The following is a 22,734-nucleotide window of genomic DNA, read 5'->3' as shown; positions in this document are numbered from 1 at the left end:
CATTGCATATCGGGTTAATTGCATCAGGCTGCGGTGGTATACAGGGACTGAATCCGGATTGTCCCGTCCGGTTTCAGCCAGCCGCTGCGGCCCAGTTTTCCGCTGCCGGTGTGACCGGCCATATCAGGGGAAGTCCGGATAAGCAGCTTCACGTCCAGTACCCGGAGGTGTGAGACAAAATCGTTGCAGATAGCCACCAGAACGTTCAGACGTTCACTGCCGCGCTGGAACAGGTGATAGTGCTGACTGCCCACCGGGCCTATCTGCACATACAGGCTGTGTTCAACATCAAAAAACCGTTTTCCGGCGCGGGTTTTGCCGAGACGTCCCATTCTCTGGCTGGCGGTATTCTGCGGATCATCAATCCACATTCCCCGCCGCGCCTGAACGGTAACCGGCACGGCAAAATAGTGTGTCAGCAGTGACTGTAAGTTTTTCAGGATGCTCCGTCCGGGCAGGTAGCAGCCGGGAAATGCCTGCCGGAGCCGGTGAATATGGTCACCGGCAGAGAGTTGCGGTGAAATCCCGGTGACCTGATTCATCCGTTGCTGAAAGGCATTTTTGTTGTTTTTGTCATGGCCGGCCGCGACATGTAGTTGTGTCTGTGCGCGGTAGGAAAACAGCGCCAGGCGATGACTGATCAGCGCTGAAAAATCCTGAAAAGCATGACTGCGGCGCGCCAGCAATTCGGTACGGGCATGCTCGGTAATATGAATCGGCAGCGGACCATACGGGGCGAACATCCCGAAATGGCGGCACCAGACGGTAATTTCAGCGGCGCTGGTGACCGGATCGGCGGACTGGCGGATATCAGCCACTTCGCGCGGGGCGAAGCCGGTATCTGCCGTCTGGATTATCCGCAGCCGGGCGGGGGTGCTTCCGCGTACCACGCCGTTTGCCGCGAGCGCCGGGCTGACCCGTTCAATGCGGCGCATGACTTCGGCAAAATCCTGCCTGGCGCTGAGGCCGTTGATGCGGAGCGGTGTTTTATCTGCCATCAATCGGCTCCCATTGTGCAAGCGGTTCACCATCAACGTTAAGCTGCATACGCAGCGTCTGCCCCAGTTCGCAATACTCCGCGAGCGCATGGTGAAGGATACGGGCAAACAGCCACGCACCGCGGTCACTGTGATGATTACCCCGCAAATCGATGCTGATTTCAGCCCCGCGGCTCCAGGCGAGCGGTCCGGGCAGCGGGTTGCATTCAAAACGGTGTGAAATAACGGCGTGCCGCAGACTGTCTATCCTGCGCTGCTGACGGCTGTCATCCGGCGGACAGAACAGGGAAAGCCATTCTCGGAGCAGCTGGCTGTTATCCGGAAAATCCGGCAGGGCGTAGCGCAGCGGATTGACAGAGAGCAACTGGAGTACTTTCCACGCCTGTGTGCTGCACGGTACGCCCTGCGGGCGGGACGGTGTGCGCAGGATTTCCACCGGGCCTACCGGCAGAGCGGTATCCGGCCGGAACACCGGCTGTTGCAGGCGGGCAGGATCCAGGTGGCGATCACACACCAGTGCCTCAATGCTCAGGGAACGGACACTGTCCGGCGAAAAATTATCGGGACCGGCGGAGAGTGAGATAAACAGGCTGTCTTTCGGCATAGCCGGTGCGCTGTCATATTTGTCTTCTGTCACCCGGCGGACACGGCGCAGGCTGTAACCGGCGGAAACCGGCGGTTCGTCAAAGCGTGCATAGCCGTGCAGCGGGGAAAACGGCACATAGCCTTTATCTGCCAGCAGGCCGTCCACCTGTAACAGATGATGGATTTCATAAAGACCGGGATTGAGTTTATCGACGATAACCGGATATTCGGTATGCTCGCCGTTGACCAGCACCGGGCTGCACCGGCGGCGCGATAAATTAATCACCGGGGTGGAAAACAGACGGAAATCGTCCTTGCTGACATTACCGGTTAACTTGACCGGTGTTTTATCCAGCACAAAAATCATGTTGAATTCCGTGCACTTATCGCCCGCCTGTAAAAACGGCATCAGGCCGTGCAGTTCAACACTGAAAAAGCGGGACGGGGCGGCAAAATATTCCCGCAGCAGGCGGCTGCCCGGCAATTCCCCGCTGACAGCCGGTAATAATGCATCTTCTGCCTGTAATCCGGCCTGGCGGATCTGTCCCGGGTCCAGCAGATGCATGTGCGGCGTTTTATTATCCTCCCGGCACCACAGGATCACTCTCAGCGTATCGCTCTGGATAGCGGTCAGCAGGTGGTTGGCGTGCACGACATCACCCGCAAACGTCAGAGTCATCGGCGAGAAATTCAGTTCAGATAATGAAACAACGCCCTGTGTGTTCATCGTCAGCGAGATGTGCGCTCTGCCGTCCTGCATGCATTGCAGAACGGACTGCGGCAGTTGTGCTGACGGGGTGGTGGCGCATTCGGCATGTGCGATCACAAGCGGCTGGATATTCAGATCACGGCCGGTGGTAAAAGTGGCATTGCGGAATCCCGGCGAGGTATCGTGAAGTGTCAGTTTACTGCCGCGGGGCAGGGTGACATCCGAATGCCACTGCGGGGATGTCAGATCCGGTTCCACTGCGATGGTGGCGATGGAGGGCAGCGGAGTGAACCAGTAAGGCGCGAGGCGGTTTATCATCTGAATAGCCACTTCCGGCTGTTCATTATTGAGCCGCTCATGCACACGGGCGCTGAGAAACGCGGTGCCTTCCAGCAGGCGTTCGACAAAAGGATCAAGCACGCCGTCCGGCATCATGCCGAGATGCTGTGCCACCTGGGGATTGGCTTTGGCAAACAGCAGCCCCTCCTCCCGCAGGAAACGCAATTCCTCGTTGTATAATGTCAGAAAACGGTCACTCAGCATAAAGGCATCCTGTCGTTCAGATTAGTGTGCCGGATCAGATGACACGGACACTGCCGTATGAATAATCCAGGGCGATACGTAAATTCACGGACAGATCGTCATCCGGTAAATTGGTTTTGGCATAAATGTCGAAAAGCAGTGCCAGGGTCCAGGTTTCATTTTTATTCACAAACGGTGTGACCCGGATTGAGCGCGGATCCAGTCTCGGTTCAAATGTGGCAATGATTTGCTGTATTTTTTTTGCCAGCACTATCGGATCAGTATTGACAGGCACTTTCGCACTGAGTGTCGGCAGTCCGTAATTAATCACGGAATTCATACAGTATGTTTTTTTATCTAATGCTAATGAGGCGCTGTGTGCAGCATCATTTAATAACAACTCAATATCGCGTAATAAAACATCACGCCATTGCGGTAAATGTATTCTTCGTCTGTTCAGACTTAATTTATCAAATAACATTGGCGCTGATGATTTCATATTTCAGTTTCCGTAAAGGGAAAACCATACCCCGATACATTATTTATCCGTCTTACAGACAAATAATAATCGTGACATAGTTTTCCTGTATTACAGCCGGTTAAATACGGGCGTTTGCCTTCAGGTCATAGCCTGCTTTAATAACGGCACCCATAGAACCATCGTTTTTCTGTTCTTTATATTCCACTTCGATGCGGGCAAAGTTCAGACTGATAACATCGGTCGGCAGTACCGTATCCGCATCCACTTTAGTTTGCGGATCAAGCGGCATATTACCGACAGTTTTAAAGGTTGAGACCAGGCAGTTACTGAATGTGACGGTCATAAAATCCTGCTGACCGTTGCCGGATTTACGGCACACCAGTTTTGCCTGCGGAATATGTTCCCCGGTCGCACACATCAGAAACAGTTTTGGTGATGCTTTGTTACTGACCATGCGGAATTCAAAGTCTTTCATTTCCACTTTACCGGAGCCGCCGCCACTACCGAAACCCCAGCGTCCGGCGTTCTCTTCTGACCATTGCCAGGCCTGAAGCTGGATCCAGCCGCCATATTGCTGATCCGGAGATTCGCCTTCAACACCTTCAATTTTTAAAAAATAATCGACTAATGCTGTCATTTAATTCACTCCTGCATTGATATTACGACAATTAAATATATTTAGGATATAAAATATAAACATCATGTTCTCGTCCCTGAGAATGTATCTCCTGATGGAAAAACAGATACTCATTCGTGCTCAGCAATAAATCTTTTATTTATTATTTTCTTTACTTGAAGGTAATTTAGAGACCAGACGTAATGACACCGTCATACCTTCCAATTGATAATGCGGGCGTAAATAAAAATGTGCTTTATAAAAACCCGGATCATCTTCGACATCTTCCACATGAACTTCAGCAGCGGCTAACGGACGTTTTGCTTTTGTGGCTTCCGTGGAAATAGTCGGGTCACCGTCAACATATTTCATCAGCCAGTCATTCAGCCAGACCTGCATATCATCCCGTGAACGGAAAGAACCGATTTTGTCGCGCACAATACATTTGAGGTAATGCGCAAACCGGCAGGTGGCAAAAATATACGGCAGACGGGCGGATAATTTCGCATTCGCCGTGGCGTCCGGATCTTCATAAATGACCGCTTTGTGCAGTGTGCAGGAGCCGATAAAGGCCGCGAAGTCAGAATGTTTGCGGTAGACCAGCGGTAAAAATCCGGCATTGGATAATTCATTTTCACGGCGATCGGAAATCGCAATTTCAGTCGGACAGGTCAGTTCATAACCGCCTTCGTCTGACGGGAATGCATAAGCCGGTAATTCTTCCACCGACCCGCCGGATTCAATCCCGCGGATACGTGAGCACCAGCCATACTCCGCAAACGCCCGGTTGATATTCACACCCATTGCATAGGCCGCGTTTGTCCAGCTGAAGTCATTGACATCATACGGATTCACGACTTCTTCAAAGGCGAAATCCTCAATCGGGTTGGTTTTCTCGCCATACGGCAGACGGGAGAGAAAACGCGGCATGGTCATCACCAGATAGCGGGAGTCGTTGCTGTCACGCAGACGCCGCCATGTCGCATATTCCGGTGTGGTGAAAATCTTGCCGATATCACGCGGGTTCCCCAGTTCCTGCCAGTTATTCATCTGCATGATGGACGGTGCGGCGGAGGTAATAAACGGGCAGTGTGCCGCTGCGGCAATTTTGGAAATTTCCGTCAGCAGGGAGACACTTTTATTACTGTGATCAAATTCAAAGTCACCTATCATGCAACCGAATGGCTCACCACCAAACTGGCCGTATTCCTGTTCATAGACCGCTTTGAAGATCGGGCTCTGATCCCAGGCGGATCCCCGGTAGCGGCGGAGTGTTTTGGACAGTTCATCTTTGCTGATATTTAATACACGGATTTTCAGGGTTTCACTGACATCTGTATTATCAACAAGGTAGCTGAGTCCCCGCCAGGAGGATTCCAGTTTCTGATACTCTTTGTTGTGCAGTATCCGGTTCATCTGGGCGGATAATTTATCGTCAATTTCCGCGACCATGGATTCAATGGTCAGTACCACATCCCGGCTGACTTTTACTTTACCGAAATTGGCGTATTCCGCCAGGGTATTGATGGCACTGCGGACGGCGACAGAGGCTTCCGTGGTGCTGGGTCTGAATGAACGCTGTAACAGGATATCTAACTCACTCTGTTCACCGGGGGCGGTTAATACCGCCTTATCTGCAGCATTCGTACTTTGGGTTAATTGCTCGCTCACTCGTCGTTCTCCCCGTTCGCGTCAGTCATATCCGGTCCGGCAGCGGCAACAGTGGCTTTCGCATCATTCGCCAGGCGGACTAAGAAATCGGGCTGTTCCAGTAATTGCCGGATCACATCCTCTGCACTGGATTTTCCGTCCATATAGGTGATCAGATCCGTCAGATGTGCCCGTGCTTCCAGCAGTTTCTGCATCTGCGGGACCCGTGCGGCAATCGCGCCCGGCTCGAAGTCTTCCATCGACTCAAATTCCAGTTCAATATCCAGCAGCTCTTCCGGATTTTCACTGAGCATGTTTTCAACATAGAAGGCAAGACGGGGGCGGATGGCCCGCATCCGGGAATCAAAATTATCCTGGTCAAAAGTGAGGAACTGACGCTCTTCCACCGATGGCAGAGGAACGGCGCGATGTCCTGATAAATCCGTCATAACGCCGGTGACAAACGGAAGTTCAACTTTCTTTTGCGAGCCGTAAATCTCGACGTCATACTCAATCTGCACACGGGGTGCATTATTTCTGCCGATAAATTTCTGAGAGCTGATATCTTTGGCCATCTCACAATCCTCATTGCAATAAAGGAAATATTACTTTCCGGTAAATTGTTGTAATGTGCTGACTGACTCCGGAAGGAGTTTTTCAACGATTGAGGCGAAATCCATTCCAATCATTTGTTTGGATCGCTGGATAAATATCGGAACCGGGTGGCTGGGTTCATAACGCTGAAAATAATCAAGTATGCAGTCCAGCATAATTAAGACTTCCTGACGGGAGCGTAAGGTAATATCAGTCATTCTGACCGGCCCGTTTAATGAGGCCGTTACCGGTGTTTCCGGGGTGCTGCCGTCAGAGAGTGATTCCTGTGGTTCTGAATGGGTATCGGTATCAGAAAATGAGGCCAGCTGATTAAGGGTGCTGATACAGCGCGTCAGAAATTGTTTTAACGCGCTGCAGTCGAGAATATAACCGTCAGTATATTGATTGGCATACTCTTCAATTTTATCAAGTGACTGTATAACCGATGAAAAATACCCGGAAATATTACTGATATTGATATCATCACTGTTGGTGAGTGATGTTAATAGTGCACTCAGTGATGTGGCATAATTATCCCGTATTTCTCCGCTGTCGATGGAGGCGATATCATTCAGGGTATAATGATGGTCAGCGGTGATTTTTGTCTGCTTCAGTTCTGAAATGCATTGCGATGCGGATAACCATCCCAGTGCGGCGGCATGGCCGCTGCGGATATCACCATCCTCTGATTTCGGATAGAGTAATTCACTGTTATTTTCAACCAGTTCACTCAGGGTTTTTATTCCGCTGAATAATGATGAAATTCCGTCAATATACAGATTTGCCCGTAATGACCACAGCAGGACACGCAGATCTTTATACTGATATAATAACTCACTGGTTTTTTCTGATATGGTGATCCAGTTAATCTGCGGAAGTTCATCTTCTCCGGATAACGGATTGGCTGATTCTTCAGATTGAGTCAGAATAGCTTCAACCTCGCTGAAAATCGGGTCGAATTCCACACCGTAAATGTCGTGATCACTTGTATTCATTATCACATCCCACCGCTATTAACGTCCTGTTTCATTTCATCCTAATATCGGGGACTGTTTTTAATAAAGGGATAAATTTAAAATAATTATTATCACCTTGTAGGTTTTACGAGGACGAATCTTAATGTGATTTAATTTCACAGAGAGTGTCAAATACAAGGATTTGTCTTAAATTTATGTCGCATAAGTATAAAAAAACTACCGGGATATTGTTGATAATCCATTTTTTTCATGAGTTTATTAAGTGTTTTGATGTTGGTTGTCATTTTATGCTCTTGTATTTTGACATGATGTCTACACGGAAATATCATATTGTCATTGCTGGTTACCTGATGTAGTTATATATATTTATTCTGTTATAGTTATGTTATACCTTACAAATTAGTTAAAAAAATACAATTATCTTTATATTCAAATAGTATCAGGTCAGCAGAGGTATTGTTATGGGTATCAAAGGGTGTATCGACATCGCATGGGAGTTTTTGCGCCGAATTCCCGAGTATGAGGAAGACTGGAAATTACACTGCAACACATCCGGAACAGATCACTGTCATAACCCGCAAAGACAAACGGTATCCGATATAAATGCGGAAAAAAAATGGGGGTTGTTAAGGTATGTCGATCCTGAGTGTACAGCAGATAATGTTTTCTGGGCGGAAGGGCTCAGCAGACGCTCATTCAGAGTATTGCTGAGTCACGAAGGAAATTTATCAATAGAGAATATCTTAAAGAAAGAGAACATTGATTACAGAACGATCATTTTAAAAAATGGAATATACTGTATTAAAGTATTTAATAATTATAGTTATTTTCAGTTTTTTGTTAATCCCGGAAGTGATACTGAAAATATTTTTAACAGATATATTTATATATCACTTGAGTTAAACGGAAAAAAGCAAAATACAGATATTATTAATGATGTTCTTAATAATAAATCTAAATGTTCATCACTGTCTGAGGATAACCAATTCTTACTAAGAATTATGGATAGTCTGAATAAAGGTTACTCCCAGCGGGAGATTGCATCACATTTGTTCGGTCAGGAAATAGTTGATAATGAATGGACTCAGGATAGCTGGCTTCGTTCAAATATTCGCTATCGCATAAAAAAGGTGAACGATATTATTAGTCAGGGTTATCTCAATTATATCTGATTATGTTAGTTCACATTATTGTTTGAATGATTGATATACCTGTGCTGAATGTTTTGTATAATAAATATATACTGAACCCGGTAAAAAAAAGCTGCCGTCAGGCAGCTTTTCCGGGAACTGATGAGGTATCAGAAGTTATAGCGGATACCAATCTGTCCGTTGATTGGCGAATAAACCGCATCACCGGCAATGTGCTGTAATTCCATGAACATATTCACGTTGTTATAGCGGGCATTGAAACCGGCACCGAATTTACCGGTGCTGCCGGATAAATCCAGGTTAATCGTGTTATAACGGTTGAACTCAACTTCGTTACCGTCTTCGTACTGGTGATTCCACGCCGCTTTCACATACGGGGAGAACACCAGGCCATTATTAAAGCTGAAGTCTTTACCGGCATTGACACCCAGTTCGCTGGTCAATGAACGCTGATTTTTGATTTCAGCTTCCATTTCATTGCTCAGCGTGATGTTTTTGCTGCCCATCTGGTTATACGCTAACTGCCCGTAAGGCGTGATAAAGGTCTGGTTACTGAAGGTAAAGGTATAACCGGTTTCCAGCGCCATCCCCCAGACTGAGGTGGAGTATTTGTCACTGCTGACATCATAGCCGTTGGTGGATGTTGTCTTCAGTTTACTCTCAAAGTGGTTATATTTCAGTAAGGCATCCGCATACCAGCCATTGGTATTCAGATAAGTGGCATAGGCGCCGAAGGTATAGCTGTCGATATCACTGGTGCCGGACCAGCTGTTTTTGACGTCACCTTTATCAAATCCGGTGAATCCGCCCATAACCAGTTTGCTGTCACTGTTTAACGCTAACTGATAATCCGCACCCAGTTCCAGACCGGCGTGTTTGAGTTTGTACCGGATCTGATCTTTATCCACTTTGGTATTGCTGCCGATGCCCTGCATCCAGAGGCCGTTCTCAATACTGTCACTGGTACGCAGCATCTGCAGACGGGCACGCAGGTGATCCACTTCGTTGTTGTACATCAGCTGCGGCGCACTGGACAGTGCGAGTACTGCACGGGCACTTGGTGTCAGGCGATCGGTCGCGGTGAATGACCAGGTGGTGTCATTGCCGGCACCGGTACGGGTCTGAATATTATGGATGTAGGTACCGGCATCCATCAGATCGAGAATTTTGCCGTCCGCATCCTTCATACCAAATACCGCATTGCTGTCACCGTTCACGTTTTGCACATACGCAAAATCAGCAGACTGAGGGCGGTTCAGAACCGCTTCTTTACCGGTGTCCCGCTCAATGATGGTGACATAGTGCTGGCCATACGCATTTTCAGTATTGATAAAGTCAGAATTACCATTGAGGATATTGCTGTTCATGGTGAAATCTAACGTGGTGTTATCATACTGAGCCGGATCATTGTTACCCAGGTTATTGATATTCATCTGAGTATGGCCGGCCGGGTTGGTCCGGTGGTCAAAATTCACCGCTGCTTTACCGTTTAAGGTGCCGATAGTGACGGCATCGTGCTCCTGAGTACCTTCATAAACGGTGATGGAGCTTTTGCCTTTGGTCTGGCTAAGAGCAAGATCTTCCGCATACGCACCATTGGTGGTGGCAGCATACAGATCCAGATGGTTTTTGCCGTTAAAGATGGTTTTGCCGGTCGCTTTACCATTAGCCTCAACGATCATATCAATATCGCCATTGAGGGTGTTATTTTTCGCTTCACCGCCATTTTCAATGGTTAAGTGAGAATTACCGGTCAGGGTGTTATCGGTGGCCAGACCGCCTTTTTTAATCACCTGGTTAACGTTGTTCAGCTCGTTGGTGGTTGCTGTGCCGCTGACAATCTGCACTCCCGGTTTTTTGGCATCGGTATTATTAATGGTGTTGTTAACAGCGGTACCGTCAACATACTGATTACCATCGGTGATGTCATTTTTAACCCCGGCCATGCCGTCTTTCTTAACAATCTGATTGGTATTAATCAGTGTGTTATTGTCGGCGGTGCCGCTGATAACCTGCTCACCACGTTTATCGGCACTATTGGTGATGGTATTGTTTTCGGCAAAACCATCCACATACTGACTGCCGTTGGTAATGTCGTTTTTAATACCGGCAGTGCCGTTTTTGCCGACAAACTGATCGGTTTCGGTCAGTTTGTTATTATTGGCGGTGCCGTTGATAACCTGCTTACCACGGTTAGCGGCTTTGTTAGTGATGGTATTATTTTCTGCATAACCATCAACATACTGGCTGCCGTCAGTAATATCGTTTTTAACGGAGGCGATACCCTCTTTTTCAACGTGCTGATCAGTGTTGCTCAGGGTGTTATCTTCCGCTTTACCGCGCACAACCTGGACACCGTGCTCAGCACCGGTATTATCGATAACGTTTTTAACGGCAACGCCGGTTTTTTCAATAACCTGATCGGCATTTTTCAGTGTGTTGTCAGTGGCTTCGCCGCTGATTAACTGAAGGCCATGTGTTCCGGTGGTGTTATCGATGCTGTTTGTGGTGGCTTTGCCGCTGATAACCTGATTACCGTTGGTGATGCTGGTATTAATCGCTTCACCTTTGACAAATTGATCGCTGTTACGGAGTGTATTATTTTTGGCAACACCGCCGGAAGAGATATCCTGATCCGCGTAATCAAAGGTGGAGTCGATTGCCAGGCCATTACTGCCGACAGTCTGACCGGTATGTTTTACACCGGCTGTGCCGGTAAAGGTTGCATCAAGGGATATGGCTTTTTGGCCGTCTTTACCTTTGAGGTGCTGCGAGCTCTGACCGTTAAACGTTGCACCTTGTGACAGTGAGCGCTCACCGACATGCTGTTCGGCTTTACCGTTGAAGGTATCACCGGTGGCAACCAGATATTCACCATTATCGGCACCTAAACGGGGATCGTTAACAACAGTACCTTTAATGGTTAAGCTTGAACCATTGCTGTTATTGGTTTTTACATCACCAATATGCTGCCCGTCCAGATACTGTTTGGAATTATCATTATATGTACCGTTCCCGGTGCTGATAATAACCTCATCCCGGCGGTTGTTAGTGAAACCGTGACGGGCGGGTGTATATTGTGAGCTTGCATCAGATGGATTTTGATAATTGGCGCCCTGGTATTGGTCATAGGCATCATTGCCGGTGATAGTCACTACGGAATCACCATTAACGGTTAAATTATCTGCCTTACCATTGATGCGGACGCTGGAATCGGTAATAGTCAGCCCATCCACTTCAACCGGAGAATAATAATATTTGTAGTCATAGTTGGCTCTGGTACCGATAACATTACCGCTGCCATCTGTTACATTGGTGTAATATACGCTGCTTTCTGTTGCTGATTCCCGGCCAACAAATGTGGTTGTGTTCGGGCTGTTACTGACGGTACCCGTATATTTAATGGTATCGTTGGAATTGTTATGTCCGGTGATAACCGGACCGGGAGTGTTATTGTTGATATTAACAGTTTCATTAACAGTTGCAGCAATTACGGCTGACGCGGAAAGCGCACTAACTACCAATACGGTAATTTGTGAAAGTTTAAATTTCATAATAATGGCCTGTATTCGGAATAAAGGTAAAAGGGATAAAATCCTAATATCTATTATTATTAGGCAATTATAGTGTATTTACTACGCCGGAAATAAGGGGATTCCTATTGCGGGTATCTAATGGCATGAATGTATTATTTTTTTATTTTATGCGTGGGTATTTGCACTTAGACATATTATTTTCATTTTTACTTATCTTGATTCCTGGGTATTTTTATTATCAAAGTGACAATGAAAATAATATTTTCATGGCAATGTATTTTAAGTAATATTAATTTTAAGTTTTGTTATTTAAGAAAAGCATAAAGAGTAACGACGATATTTTAATCGAAAGGTTATTCATAATTTAAATTTCCGGTAAAAATATTATCGCCGGATAGTTAAATGTAACAAATTATTTTTGTATGTGATGTTGTTCACAAAATTAACACTGTCCGGTCACCGGATTTTTATTTCACCGATTGGTACAGACTGTAACCGGCAACGGCACCGGCAATATCCCAGACAAAATCTTTCACACTCCAGCCGGTACCGCCGGGGCGGCTGTCATAAAACTCCTTTGCAGCCCCCAGTGCAACGGAAAAACCGATGCCGAACTGTACACTGTGTCGGTGCTGCCAGTTCTGGTGATCGCCGTAAGCATTAGCCGCAATCGCGGTTGCGGCTGAAAAGGCAAAATGCTGGGCTTTATCGCGTCCGGTCCAGCTGTCATTGGCAAGGTGCATCGAACAGCCGGAAGTCAGCAGCAGGCAGAAAGAGACTGTCAGACGGGTACATAATGTAGCGGGCATAATTGTTCTCCGGGAAACAGATAAAAAAATCCCGGCGGGTGCCGGGACGTTTATATCAGAGGATCCGGCTTATCAGGCGATCAAGACGGACACGGCGCAGACGGCGCAGCAGTTTTTTGATCTTGACCGGATAGTCACGGATATTATCCAGTTCAGTGTAGCTGCGGATAATCGTGGTGTTGGTGCGGATATTGGCCAGCTCTTCCTGACGCTGTGCGAGCAGTTCCTGTTTCGGGTCACGGATAAGGATCGCATTTTCCAGATCCAGCCCCCAGGCACGCGGATTCAGGTTATTACCGGTGATCAGCTGCCACTGATTATCCACCCACATTCCTTTCAGGTGATAGGTGTTGTCGTCATCCTTCCACAGACGGATAGTGAGTTGCTCATTGTCAGAGAACCGCTGCAGACGCTGCATAAAGCGGCGCAGATTGATTTCATACAGATAAGGCAGCCCGCCGATGATTTTGAACGGCTCTTCCGGCGGAATATAGAAATCATTGGCGGTTTTATCACCGATAATAATTTCAACTTTTTTTCCGTCCCGCAGCAGGCGGCTGATAATGCGCACCAGCGCTGACGGCAGGTTGAAATACGGCGTGCAGATAACCACTTTTTCCTGTGCGGAACACATCAGGTGCTCAATGGTGTTATTGAGCATATTCTTTTTCCCGAGACCAATCAGCGGAGTAACAGCCAGCTGATCATCAGGCAGTGCCTGCGGGGTGAAGTGGTATGCGGCATGGCGCAGTTTCAGGCGGAAATCGCGGATCAGGTTTTTGATCTCCGGTGTTTTCACCCGGGTTTCGGTATCGAGTTTCTGTACCGCCGGTTCCGGCAGCAGCGTTTCATCAATAAACAGTTTCATTGCCGCCGCCAGTTCCGGATTGCGCAGGAAGTGGTAACGGTCATAGCGGTATTTATCATGCTGATACAGATAGACATTATTGATGCTGGCACCGCTGTAAATAACGGTATCGTCAATAATAAAACCTTTCAGATGCAGAACACCCAGCGCTTCGCGGGTATTTACCGGCACACCGGAGACAGGGATCAGCAGGTCAGGGTGAGATGCCGCAACGGAATGATACCAGTCGGCATTGGTGGCATTCGCTTCTGCACCGATACGCCCGCGCTGTGCGCGGTGCCAGTCAACAAAGACTTTGATATCCAGTTCCGGATTGGTTTTTTTGGCAGCATACAGCGCGTCAAGGAAATCCCGGCCTGCATCATCATGCTCAATATATAACGCAGAAATATAAATGGTTTTCTTTGCACCGGCGATTTCTGCCAGCAGACGGCCTTTAAAGTCGCGGGTATGGAACAGCGTTTCAACATCATCCGCAGACTGGGCTAACTTCGGCAGTTGTGCAAGGTGCTGTTGGTGTTTCGCGGATTTGAATTTTGACAACATCACAGTGCGAATTATCTCTTTAGTTATAGGCGGCGGTGACGGAATAAACAGGTACCGGGCCGGTAATGAAAAGATGAACAGATCAAAGCATTATATCACCAGTTTGTCTGATTGTGCGCAGCAATTCACTTTCTGCTTAAGTGACGGTTAAGTCTGTGCCATATATCACGTTGTCCGTTTTTGACTATTGCACTGCGGAAATTTCAGAATTCAGGTGAAGTGTCAGGTTGACGATACCGTCCTCAAACTGCGTTTCGACAGTAAACCCGAGCTTTTTTGCCAGTCGGATCATATTGCGGTTCTCCGGCATGGTGATGGCGGTCAGCAGGAGGATACCGCGTGATTTTGTATAGGTGAGCAGTTTGCACATCAGCTGATAACCCAGGGTATTGCCTTTCATGTCTGACCGCACCAGTACAGCAAATTCCGCTTCCCGGTTATCCGGATCCGACATCGCGCGGGTAACCCCGATAATCTGACCGCCGCTGTCCACCGCCACAAAGGCCATTTCGCGGTCATAATCAATCTGGGTCATTTTTGCCAGGTCGTCATGGGTAAATTCACTGATCTCACTGAAATAGCGGTAATAAAGATCTTCTTTGGTCACGCGGTCAATAAAGGCTTTCAGCAGGGGTTCGTCTTCCGGCAGGATAGGGCGGACATGCACAACCGCGCCGTCTTTTAACTGAAAATTCTCTTCCAGTTCAGCCGGATACGGGCGGATGGCCAGACGCTGACGACCATCACCGGCAGCCGGTGCCAGTGTCATGGTGGCATCCAGGACCGTGAATTCCGTGCCGGAGGCGAGCAGCGGGTGCAAATCGAGAGCCACCACCTGCGGGCAGTCAATAATCAGGTTGGACACCTGTACCAGTACCCGGCTCAGTCCTGCAATATCCAGCGGATTCAGGGCACTGCCGGCCGCCAGTTTGTTATTTTTAACCGCCTGAATGACCAGATAACGGGCAAGTGCCATATTGAGCGGCGGCAGGGCAACGGCGGCAGGGGACTCATCATCCCGCGGGCGGCTGGCATCCCCCAGCATAATCACCGGGCCGAAAACCGTATCCTGGGTCACTGAAATCCGCAGTTCCTGTGCGCCGGCGCGGTTCGCCATCGACTGAACAATCAGCCCGTCTATTTGCGCATCGGGGAAGTTTTGTGTCACCCGGTCAATAATCGCCGACGCCGAGGTGGCGACTTCCTGTTTATCCCGCAGATAAAGCATCACACCCTGGACATCCGATTTATGTGCGATATCCGGTGAGCGCAGTTTCAGTGCCACCGGGTAACCCAGTGTTTCGGCAATGGTAACGGCATCATCCGCAGAATGGGCAATCCAGGTCGGCAGAATATTCAGCCCGTAAGCCTCCAGCACCGGCTCAACCTCATAAGTATCCAGCACAGTATGCTGACGGCGCAGGGCGCTGTCGATACAGTGATGTGCCTGCTGCCGGTTGGCGGTCAGTCCTTCGGACAGTGCGGGGGTTTCTGCCAGCTGTTTCTGGTTGCGGCGGAATTCCACCATATGCATAAAGGCGGTCACGGCACCTTCCGGTGTGCGGTAAGTGGGGATCCCCGCCTCACCGAACAGGCGGCGGGCTTCCTGTGAGGAGTATTCGCCGCTCCAGTTGGTGAAAATTGTCAGCCAGCGGCTGCGCGGATGCTGCGCGATCGCGGCAATAATCCGGGCGGCGGTTTCTTTGCCCGGTGCAATGGCGCTCGGAGAGTGGAGGATCAGCAGGGCATCATGATCGTGGCTGCCGAGCAGAATATTCAGGGTGGCGATATAACGATCCACCGTGGCATCATCACGCAAATCCAGCGGATTACTGATCACAAAATCATCCGGCAGTACCGCCGCGAGTGCGGCGCTGCTTTCGTCGCTGAGACCGGCAATTTTCCCCCGGCGGCGGAACAGTTCATCCAGTGCCATTGCCGCTGGTGCCGCGCCGTTGCTCATAATGGCGAGGCGTTCACCGCGCAGCGGCTTCATAAAGGTCAGGGTTTCCACGGCGGAAAACATTTCGTGGGTATCCTGTACCCGCAGCAGACCGGCGCGCTGGATCGCCGCATCGTAGGCGATATCCAGGCTCGGCGTTTCACCGACCAGTAATTGCGTGCGCTGCGTGCGGCCGCTTTTGACCACCAGGATCGGTTTATTGCGTGAGGCACTGCGGGCGGCGGACATAAAACGCCGCGCATCATGAATATGCTCAAGGTAGAGCAGAATGGCACTGGTTTTGCTGTCGCGGGCCAGGAAATCCAGCATATCGTCGATATCAATATCCGCGCTGCTGCCGAGTGCGATAAAGTAGGAAAAACCGGTTTCCCGCTGTTGCGCCCAGTCCAGAATGGTGTTGGAAACGGCGGCGGACTGGGAAATAAACGCCAGTTTGCCTTTGAGCACCGGTACCGGGGAAAAACTGGCATTCAGCCCCTGCCAGGGGGCAAGTAACCCCAGGCTGTTCGGACCGAGCAGGCGGATATTATAGTGCTGACAGGTCTGTTTCAGCTCAGTCGTCTGTGATGCCGGGGCGGAGAGAATAATCACTGCACGGCAACCGAGTTCACCGAGTTCATTCAGCAGGGCAACATTACGTTTGGGGTGGGTGCAGATAATGGCCAGATCCGGCACCAGCGGCAGATCCGCGACAGACGGATACGCCAGCACCCCCTGCACTGAGCGGCGTGACGGCGTGACCGGCAGAACCGGCCCGGCAAAACCGCCGCTGAGCAGATTGCTCATCATCCGGGAACCCGCCCGGTTGGGCTTTTCGGATGCACCGATAACCGCAATGGATTGAGGCCGGAGTAATGCTTCAAGGCCGCGCTGACTCATGGTGTTCTCCTCAGACCGGATTCCCGTGTGCTTTAATTTAGCCTAAAAGCAGCTCCTCTGCTCTGATTTGTGCCACCGGAAGATGTGACTTACCCTTCAAATACTGACGGCGGAAGCAGGTGAAGTGATCCAGAAGCTGTTTTCCGGCTGCGGTATCACCCGCCATCATCAGTGCCGCAGCGGCCACTTCGGCGGTACAGTGCTGATCTTCCCGTGCCGCAACCCGCAGCAGATAATCTTTCTGCGCCAGATCGTTGATGGAGAGCAGCGGGATGTTATCGAGATACGGGCTTTTACGGAACATTTTGCGTGCTTCCGGCCAGGTGCCGTCGAGCAGAATAAACAGCGGCGGCTTTGTCTTTTCCGGCACATCACTGAACACCTGACGCGGCGGTGTGGCATACGCCTGAGGGAAAATCAGGTATGGCTGGCGGGTGTCATCTTTCAGGAGCGCGAGCAGAGCCTCGTCCGGTTCGGTGCGCGACCACAGAAAGGCCTGAGTGTCCGGCAGAACATCGGCGATCAGCTTCCCGGTATTGCTGGGTTTGAGCGGCTCGGTATCATACATCAGCAGGCAGAACTGACTGCGCGCATCCCAGGTCTGTATGGTGTCGCACAGACAGTTTTTTTCGGGTAATAAGCAGTAATGACAACGGACTACACGGCATCCCCGGGCACGGAAAACGCGGGTGGATTGTGCCAGACGCCGCTGGCGTAACTGGTAAACAGAATTGGTCTTCATTTTTATCGGCTGGTTTCACAAAAAACAGTATGCATTGTACTGTTAACGCTGCACAATAGCATGATTTTTCGCGGGGGCGCCTGAGTTCAGTGCCTCCGGCGGGGGCGGCCGGTGATCATAACCGGCAGGTCCGGACGATATCGGGTAATCTTCGCCCCCGGAAATGGCGTGGGAGAAACACATGAACGACTCTTTAAATGGTAAAAACGGCAAAGTGAAAGTCATGTATGTCCGCAGTGAGGACAAACAGGACGATCAGAAAAAATCAGACAGACGCGGCGGACGGGGCCCGGATCGCGGTGACCGCAACAGCCGCGGCCCGCGCGGGGATCGCAATGAACGCAGCAATCGCGGAGAACGCAGTGACCGCAGTGATCGCGGCGAACGCAGAGGTCAGGGAAGTTATTCCGGTGACGATCGTTCACCGTGGAAAACCGTGTCCCGCCAGCCGTCAGAAGACGGAGAGGGGCTGATCCCGGATCACGGTGGTATCAGCGGCAAAAGCCAGATCGACCCGGCGCAGCTGCGCCGTCAGCGTCAGGAAGAAACCCGTATTTACGGGGAAAATGCCTGTCAGGCCATGTTCCGCAGCCGTCCGGAGCGCATTGTGCGCGCCTGGTTTGTTCAGTCAGTGACACCGCGTTTCCGTGATGCCCTGAAATGGCTGGCGGCAAACCGCAAAGCTTATCATGTGGTTGATGAGGAAGAGCTGGCCAAAGCATCCGGTACCGAGCATCACGGCGGTGTCTGTTTCCTGATTAAAAAACGCGGCGGTGTGAGTGCGGAGACCTATCTGGAAACCGCCGGTGAGCAGGATTGCGTGCTGGCGCTGGAAAACGTCGGTAACCCGCATAATCTCGGCGGTATTATGCGCAGCTGCGCTCACTTCGGTGTCAACGGTGTGATCCTCCAGGATGCCTCTGTGCTGGAATCCGGTGCGGCTGTCCGCACAGCGGAAGGCGGTGCCGAGCATCTGGTCGGGATTGATGCCGATGGTCTGACTGATACGCTGGATTTATTCCGCAAAAAAGGGTACGCCATCGTCACCACCTCCAGCCACAAAGGCAGCACTGATCTGGCGAAAGCCACACTGCCTGCAAAAATGGTACTGGTACTGGGTGAAGAGAGTGACGGCCTGAGTGACGCAGTCTGGGAAGGCGGTGATATGCGCCTGTCCGTCGGCGGTACCGGTAATGTGGAAAGCCTGAACGTGTCCGTTGCGACCGGGATTATCCTGGCACGCTGGTGGCAGCAGAATAAAGTCAGCTGATACCGGCTGATTATGATGAATGAAACCCGGCATTCGCCGGGTTTTTTAATTGATAAGATGGAGTGTCAGCAGGTTTTTGATAGCGTCTGAGTCCAGTGCCCGCTGATATCTGCCGGGTTCACCGGTAAAGCTGTCAAAAGGTCGCCAGCATTTGATCCGTCCGTCATCTACGGACAGTTTTCCGGCCATCAGCACATCACCTTTATTATTAATGATGTTCATGAATGTTTTTTCTGAAATATAATGCTGAAGATTATTTGTCGGTGATAAGGGTAATACACAGTTCACCTGATCGATATATTCAGTCAGAATATAGAAATAGACATCACCACGCAGGCACAAATAAATATCTCTCGTTATATTATGACGAAAATAATAATGCTCAGCAATTTTTGTCAGATGATAATCCGTCAGGATCGTATCATGCTGTTTATTCTGATTACCGGGAAGATAGTTGTGAATATCCCACTTGGGTATATTACAGAGATTTATGAATTTATCTAACAATGCGCTCATGGATATCCTGCAGTTTGTTCACCTGTCTGTCAGCGTGCCAATCATAACGGCTGTGCGGGGATGGTTGCTATTAGTATCAGATATTAATATTATAAAAAAACCATGCCGGAGCATGGTGCAAAAATGTGCATTAAAAAATAAAAATGATGGCAAACAGTATTAATGATGCTAAATCATGGTCACACTTCCTTGTGAATATAATATTAATAATCATACGTTATATTACTAGTGCAGCAGATAATGACATTGTGCTGCGGTAAAATAAGAATAGCAATTTAATGGTTTTAATAGCAAGGGATTATTCTATTAATAATAGTTGTGTTTTATTATTGTTTAATTAATTTTTGGATGAATGTATTTTGTTTTTTATATTAAAAATATCAATAAAAATAAAGGCACCGCAGTGCCTTTATGCTTTTACTTAATGCGCGCCGCCACCGCCGCCACCGGCAGTAAACGGAGGTTTGGCAAACCAGACCAGCAGCATCAGTACCAGGAAGACACCGGCAGAGAGCCAGAAAATCTCGTTCGCAGAGATAATCAGCCCCTGGTCGGTGATCACTTTGGCGATATAGGCCGATGATTGCTGCTGCGACATCCCCATCTCACCCAGCGTATGGTACATCTGCTGGGTATCCGGGCTGAACGGGTTGATATGCTCAGCAAAATTGGCGTGATGCATGGACTCCCGCTGTGTCCACAGCGTGGTGGTGATCGATGTCCCGATAGCCCCGGCCAGTGTCCGCGTAAAGTTTGACAGGCTGGATGCCGATGCCATTTTCTCCGGCGGCAGGCCGGAAAGGGTAATGGTGGTCAGCGGCATAAAGAAACAGGCGATCGCCAGCCCCTGCACAAACTGCGGCCAGGCTGCAGCGGCAAAGTCCATGCCCGGTTCAAACGTATAGGCCCGCCAGTAGAAACAGACGGTATACATAACGAAGCTGAATGTCACAATGATCCGGTAATCCACTTTATGGGCATATTTACCGATAAGCGGCGTGATCAGCAGCGGCAGAATACCGACCGGCGCGGAAGCCAGCCCCGCCCAGGTGGCAGTGTAGCCGAATACCCCCTGTAACAGCTGAGGCAGCAGAACAATGGTGCCGAAATAGAGCATATAGGCCAGGCTGAGGCTGAGACAGCCTATCGTGAAGTTGCGGCTCTTAAACAGAGACAAGTCCACCACGGGGTGGTCGTCCGTCAGCTCCCAGACGATCAGGAAGGCGAGGGCAACCACGGCTATCACGGTCAGGACAATAATCTCCGTCGAGTTAAACCAGTCCAGCTCCTTGCCCTGGTCGAGCATAATCTGCAGGCAACCAACCCCCACCACCAGCAGGATCAGCCCGACAGTATCAATCGGACGGATTTCCGTTTTGGTTTCCCGGCCTTCCAGGGTTTTTGCGGTCAGCATCATGATCACAATCCCGAACGGCACGTTAATGAAGAAAATCCAGCCCCAGTGATAGTTATCACTGATATAGCCGCCGAGGATCGGCCCGCAGATCGGGGCGATAACAATGGTGACTGACCAGAGGGCCAGTGCCATGGTACGTTTCGCCGGCGGATAGTTATTGAGCAGCAGACTCTGTGACAGCGGGATCAGCGGCCCGGCCACCAGACCCTGGATCACACGGAAGAAAATCAGCATGCCGAGGCTGTTGGAAATACCGCATAACCAGGAGGAGATGGCAAACAGCGCGGTTGACCACATAAACAGACGCACTTCGCCGATCCGTTTGGCCAGCCAGCCGGTGATCGGGATGGAGATGGCATTCGCCACCCCGAATGAAGTAATTACCCAGGTTCCCTGAGAGTTAGAAGAACCCAGGTTACCGGCGATTGTCGGGATCGCCACGTTGGCGATAGTGGAGTCAAGCACCTGCATAAAGGTCGCCAGTGACAGGGCGATCGTCATCCAGGCCAGTCTTGCTCCGGTCAGTGGCGCCTGCATAACCCTGACTCCTTACTGACCGGCATTGCGGCTGATAATCTCAGTGATCATCTGATCCGCCGGTTGCATATCAATGCTCAGGGCACTGGTATGATAGGCCGGATCGGAGCGTACGCTTTTCGACAGCACCGGGCCGTCAGTATTCTGCGTGTCCACCGTGACATCACCGGAAAGACCGATACGCAGCGGGTATTGTTCCAGCTGTGCCGGATCCAGCGCGATACGCACCGGCAGGCGCTGTACGACTTTAATCCAGTTACCGCTGGCATTCTGTGCAGGCAGCAGGGAGAAGGCGCTGCCGGTGCCCATATCCAGCCCGGTAACGGTACCGGTGAAGACGACTTTATCGCCGTAGAAATCAGTGATCACTTTGGCAGGCTGCCCGATACGCATGGTGCTGAGCTGGGTTTCTTTAAAGTTGGCGTCAATCCACATGCCGGTGGCCGGAACCACGGCCATCAGCGGAGTGGCAGGCGTTATTTGTGCGCCGACCTGCACGCTGCGCCGGGAGACATAACCGTCTACCGGGCTGCGGATATCGGTCCGCGCCAGTGCCAGCCAGGCGTTGCGCACTTCGGTAGCGGCCTGTTTCACTGCAGGCTGTTCGCTCAGCGGGGTATCGAGGATCACGGCTTTGTTGGCATTAAACTGCTCGGTGGCAACATCCAGCTGCGCTTTGGCGCTCACCACAGCTTCGCGGGCGTGCTGAAGTTCTTCTTTGCCGATCACATTCTGTGCGCCCAGCACTTCGCGACGGCGCAGATCGTTCTGCAGGCGGGTCAGTTCTGAACGGCGGACGTCGATACCGGCCAGCAACTGACGGCTGTTGATCATCTGCTGATGTGTCTGACGGACGCTGTTTGCCAGCGCGACCTGTGCTTTTTCCAGCGCCAGACCGGCATCCCGTTTATCCAGCTGAACCAGCAGCGTTCCGGCGGTCACATAATCGGTGTTATCCACACTGACCGTCGTCACACTGCCGGATACCTGTGACATCACAATCACCTGGTTACCGGTGACATAGGCATTATCGGTCGATTCATGGTGGCGGAGCACCATAAACCAGTAAACGGTGTAAGCCGCACCCAGTAATACAAACAGTAATGTCAGTAACATCAGCGCATTACGGCGTTGTCGTTTTTTGTTACGGACAGGGGGCTGGGCAGCCTGAGTTTCCTCACTGACACTCATCAGTTATCTCCGGATATTGTTCTTTTTTTAAGGTGTTGCATGACATAACCACAACAAAGACAGGCTTGCTATTGTCGTTACTGTGATAAACGACAACCGCAAGCCGGGATGGTCAGCGCATCAATTGATGGCAGAAATGTCAGCCTGTGAAGGATAAAGGATCCGGGCCAACAGAAA

General features: G+C 50.2%; 17 protein-coding genes. 2 read left to right on the top strand and 15 right to left on the bottom strand.

The window, feature by feature from the left end; all coding sequences use genetic code 11:
* Positions 1–23: 23 nt before the first annotated feature.
* From tssG to U868_RS0112345, 7 genes are all read right to left on the bottom strand, one after another.
* Positions 24–998, bottom strand: coding sequence for a type VI secretion system baseplate subunit TssG (gene tssG / locus U868_RS0112375; protein WP_025153565.1), 975 nt, complete (start codon positions 996–998; stop codon positions 24–26).
* Complete coding sequence (gene tssF / locus U868_RS0112370; RefSeq protein ID WP_025153564.1) at positions 988–2,835, bottom strand: type VI secretion system baseplate subunit TssF; 1,848 nt, start codon at positions 2,833–2,835, stop codon at positions 988–990. Before tssF ends, tssG begins: the two co-directional genes overlap by 11 nt.
* Before the next feature lie 34 nt (positions 2,836–2,869).
* A complete protein-coding gene (locus U868_RS0112365; RefSeq protein WP_025153563.1) occupies positions 2,870–3,313 on the bottom strand; it encodes a type VI secretion system baseplate subunit TssE in 444 nt (147 codons plus the stop codon).
* Between the two features lie 100 nt (positions 3,314–3,413).
* Entirely contained in the window at positions 3,414–3,932 is a 519-nt protein-coding gene (locus U868_RS0112360; protein WP_025153562.1) for an Hcp family type VI secretion system effector, read from the bottom strand.
* A 135-nt stretch (positions 3,933–4,067) separates the two neighbouring features.
* On the bottom strand, positions 4,068–5,582 hold the full coding sequence (tssC, locus tag U868_RS0112355; protein WP_025153561.1) for a type VI secretion system contractile sheath large subunit: 1,515 nt from the start codon (positions 5,580–5,582) through the stop codon (positions 4,068–4,070).
* A complete protein-coding gene (gene tssB / locus U868_RS0112350) occupies positions 5,579–6,136 on the bottom strand; it encodes a type VI secretion system contractile sheath small subunit (RefSeq protein ID WP_025153560.1) in 558 nt (185 codons plus the stop codon). Before tssB ends, tssC begins: the two co-directional genes overlap by 4 nt.
* A 30-nt stretch (positions 6,137–6,166) precedes the next feature.
* Complete coding sequence (locus tag U868_RS0112345) at positions 6,167–7,150, bottom strand: ImpA family type VI secretion system protein (protein ID WP_025153559.1); 984 nt, start codon at positions 7,148–7,150, stop codon at positions 6,167–6,169.
* A gap of 443 nt (positions 7,151–7,593) precedes the next feature.
* Between U868_RS0112345 and U868_RS0112335 the strand changes: the two genes are divergently transcribed.
* Positions 7,594–8,304 carry a DNA -binding domain-containing protein gene (locus U868_RS0112335; RefSeq protein WP_025153558.1) on the top strand — a complete coding sequence of 237 codons (711 nt, stop codon included), beginning with the start codon at positions 7,594–7,596 and terminating at the stop codon, positions 8,302–8,304.
* A gap of 128 nt (positions 8,305–8,432) precedes the next feature.
* On the opposite strand, the gene U868_RS0112330 is transcribed toward U868_RS0112335, so the two are convergent.
* The 5 genes from U868_RS0112330 to U868_RS0112305 form a co-directional block, all read right to left on the bottom strand.
* Positions 8,433–11,837 carry an autotransporter outer membrane beta-barrel domain-containing protein gene (locus U868_RS0112330; protein WP_025153557.1) on the bottom strand — a complete coding sequence of 1,135 codons (3,405 nt, stop codon included), beginning with the start codon at positions 11,835–11,837 and terminating at the stop codon, positions 8,433–8,435.
* Between the two features lie 449 nt (positions 11,838–12,286).
* On the bottom strand, positions 12,287–12,628 hold the full coding sequence (locus U868_RS0112320) for a YfiM family lipoprotein (RefSeq protein WP_025153556.1): 342 nt from the start codon (positions 12,626–12,628) through the stop codon (positions 12,287–12,289).
* 55 nt (positions 12,629–12,683) lie between these two features.
* Positions 12,684–14,042 carry a CDP-diacylglycerol--serine O-phosphatidyltransferase gene (gene pssA, locus U868_RS0112315; protein ID WP_025153555.1) on the bottom strand — a complete coding sequence of 453 codons (1,359 nt, stop codon included), beginning with the start codon at positions 14,040–14,042 and terminating at the stop codon, positions 12,684–12,686.
* Between the two features lie 184 nt (positions 14,043–14,226).
* The gene (locus U868_RS0112310) at positions 14,227–16,884 is read right to left on the bottom strand and encodes a bifunctional acetate--CoA ligase family protein/GNAT family N-acetyltransferase (RefSeq protein ID WP_025153554.1); all 2,658 of its coding nucleotides are present in this window, start codon (positions 16,882–16,884) and stop codon (positions 14,227–14,229) included.
* Positions 16,885–16,921: 37 nt separating this feature from the next.
* Entirely contained in the window at positions 16,922–17,626 is a 705-nt protein-coding gene (locus U868_RS0112305) for a tRNA-uridine aminocarboxypropyltransferase (RefSeq protein ID WP_025153553.1), read from the bottom strand.
* Between the two features lie 181 nt (positions 17,627–17,807).
* Between U868_RS0112305 and U868_RS0112295 the strand changes: the two genes are divergently transcribed.
* Positions 17,808–18,896, top strand: a complete 1,089-nt coding sequence (locus U868_RS0112295; protein ID WP_025153552.1) for a tRNA/rRNA methyltransferase — start codon at positions 17,808–17,810, stop codon at positions 18,894–18,896.
* A 45-nt stretch (positions 18,897–18,941) separates the two neighbouring features.
* On the opposite strand, the gene U868_RS25520 is transcribed toward U868_RS0112295, so the two are convergent.
* From U868_RS25520 to emrA, 3 genes are all read right to left on the bottom strand, one after another.
* Entirely contained in the window at positions 18,942–19,118 is a 177-nt protein-coding gene (locus U868_RS25520; protein WP_162817234.1) for a hypothetical protein, read from the bottom strand.
* A 715-nt stretch (positions 19,119–19,833) separates the two neighbouring features.
* Complete coding sequence (gene emrB, locus U868_RS0112285) at positions 19,834–21,366, bottom strand: multidrug efflux MFS transporter permease subunit EmrB (RefSeq protein ID WP_029991091.1); 1,533 nt, start codon at positions 21,364–21,366, stop codon at positions 19,834–19,836.
* A gap of 12 nt (positions 21,367–21,378) precedes the next feature.
* Complete coding sequence (gene emrA, locus U868_RS0112280; RefSeq protein ID WP_025153549.1) at positions 21,379–22,557, bottom strand: multidrug efflux MFS transporter periplasmic adaptor subunit EmrA; 1,179 nt, start codon at positions 22,555–22,557, stop codon at positions 21,379–21,381.
* Positions 22,558–22,734: the final 177 nt, after the last annotated feature.

The organism is Morganella morganii H1r (genome assembly GCF_000633515.1).
Classification (GTDB): Bacteria; Pseudomonadota; Gammaproteobacteria; order Enterobacterales; family Enterobacteriaceae; genus Morganella; species Morganella morganii_B.
The sequence above is the reverse complement of the archived record's forward strand: the minus strand, read 5'-3'. Positions and strand labels throughout refer to the sequence as shown.

Bases quoted from the DNA above. Each gene is read 5' to 3' on its own strand.
- pssA (WP_025153555.1), bottom strand. From the start codon at position 14,042: ATGTTGTCAAAATTCAAATCCGCGAAACACCAACAGCACCTTGCACAA.
- U868_RS0112295 (WP_025153552.1), top strand. From the start codon at position 17,808: ATGAACGACTCTTTAAATGGTAAAAACGGCAAAGTGAAAGTCATGTAT.
- U868_RS0112330 (WP_025153557.1), bottom strand. From the start codon at position 11,837: ATGAAATTTAAACTTTCACAAATTACCGTATTGGTAGTTAGTGCGCTT.
- tssF (WP_025153564.1), bottom strand. From the start codon at position 2,835: ATGCTGAGTGACCGTTTTCTGACATTATACAACGAGGAATTGCGTTTC.
- tssB (WP_025153560.1), bottom strand. From the start codon at position 6,136: ATGGCCAAAGATATCAGCTCTCAGAAATTTATCGGCAGAAATAATGCA.
- U868_RS0112360 (WP_025153562.1), bottom strand. From the start codon at position 3,932: ATGACAGCATTAGTCGATTATTTTTTAAAAATTGAAGGTGTTGAAGGC.
- U868_RS0112365 (WP_025153563.1), bottom strand. From the start codon at position 3,313: ATGAAATCATCAGCGCCAATGTTATTTGATAAATTAAGTCTGAACAGA.
- U868_RS25520 (WP_162817234.1), bottom strand. From the start codon at position 19,118: ATGAACATCATTAATAATAAAGGTGATGTGCTGATGGCCGGAAAACTG.
- U868_RS0112335 (WP_025153558.1), top strand. From the start codon at position 7,594: ATGGGTATCAAAGGGTGTATCGACATCGCATGGGAGTTTTTGCGCCGA.
- emrB (WP_029991091.1), bottom strand. From the start codon at position 21,366: ATGCAGGCGCCACTGACCGGAGCAAGACTGGCCTGGATGACGATCGCC.
- U868_RS0112305 (WP_025153553.1), bottom strand. From the start codon at position 17,626: ATGAAGACCAATTCTGTTTACCAGTTACGCCAGCGGCGTCTGGCACAA.
- emrA (WP_025153549.1), bottom strand. From the start codon at position 22,557: ATGAGTGTCAGTGAGGAAACTCAGGCTGCCCAGCCCCCTGTCCGTAAC.
- tssG (WP_025153565.1), bottom strand. From the start codon at position 998: ATGGCAGATAAAACACCGCTCCGCATCAACGGCCTCAGCGCCAGGCAG.
- U868_RS0112345 (WP_025153559.1), bottom strand. From the start codon at position 7,150: ATGAATACAAGTGATCACGACATTTACGGTGTGGAATTCGACCCGATT.
- U868_RS0112320 (WP_025153556.1), bottom strand. From the start codon at position 12,628: ATGCCCGCTACATTATGTACCCGTCTGACAGTCTCTTTCTGCCTGCTG.
- U868_RS0112310 (WP_025153554.1), bottom strand. From the start codon at position 16,884: ATGAGTCAGCGCGGCCTTGAAGCATTACTCCGGCCTCAATCCATTGCG.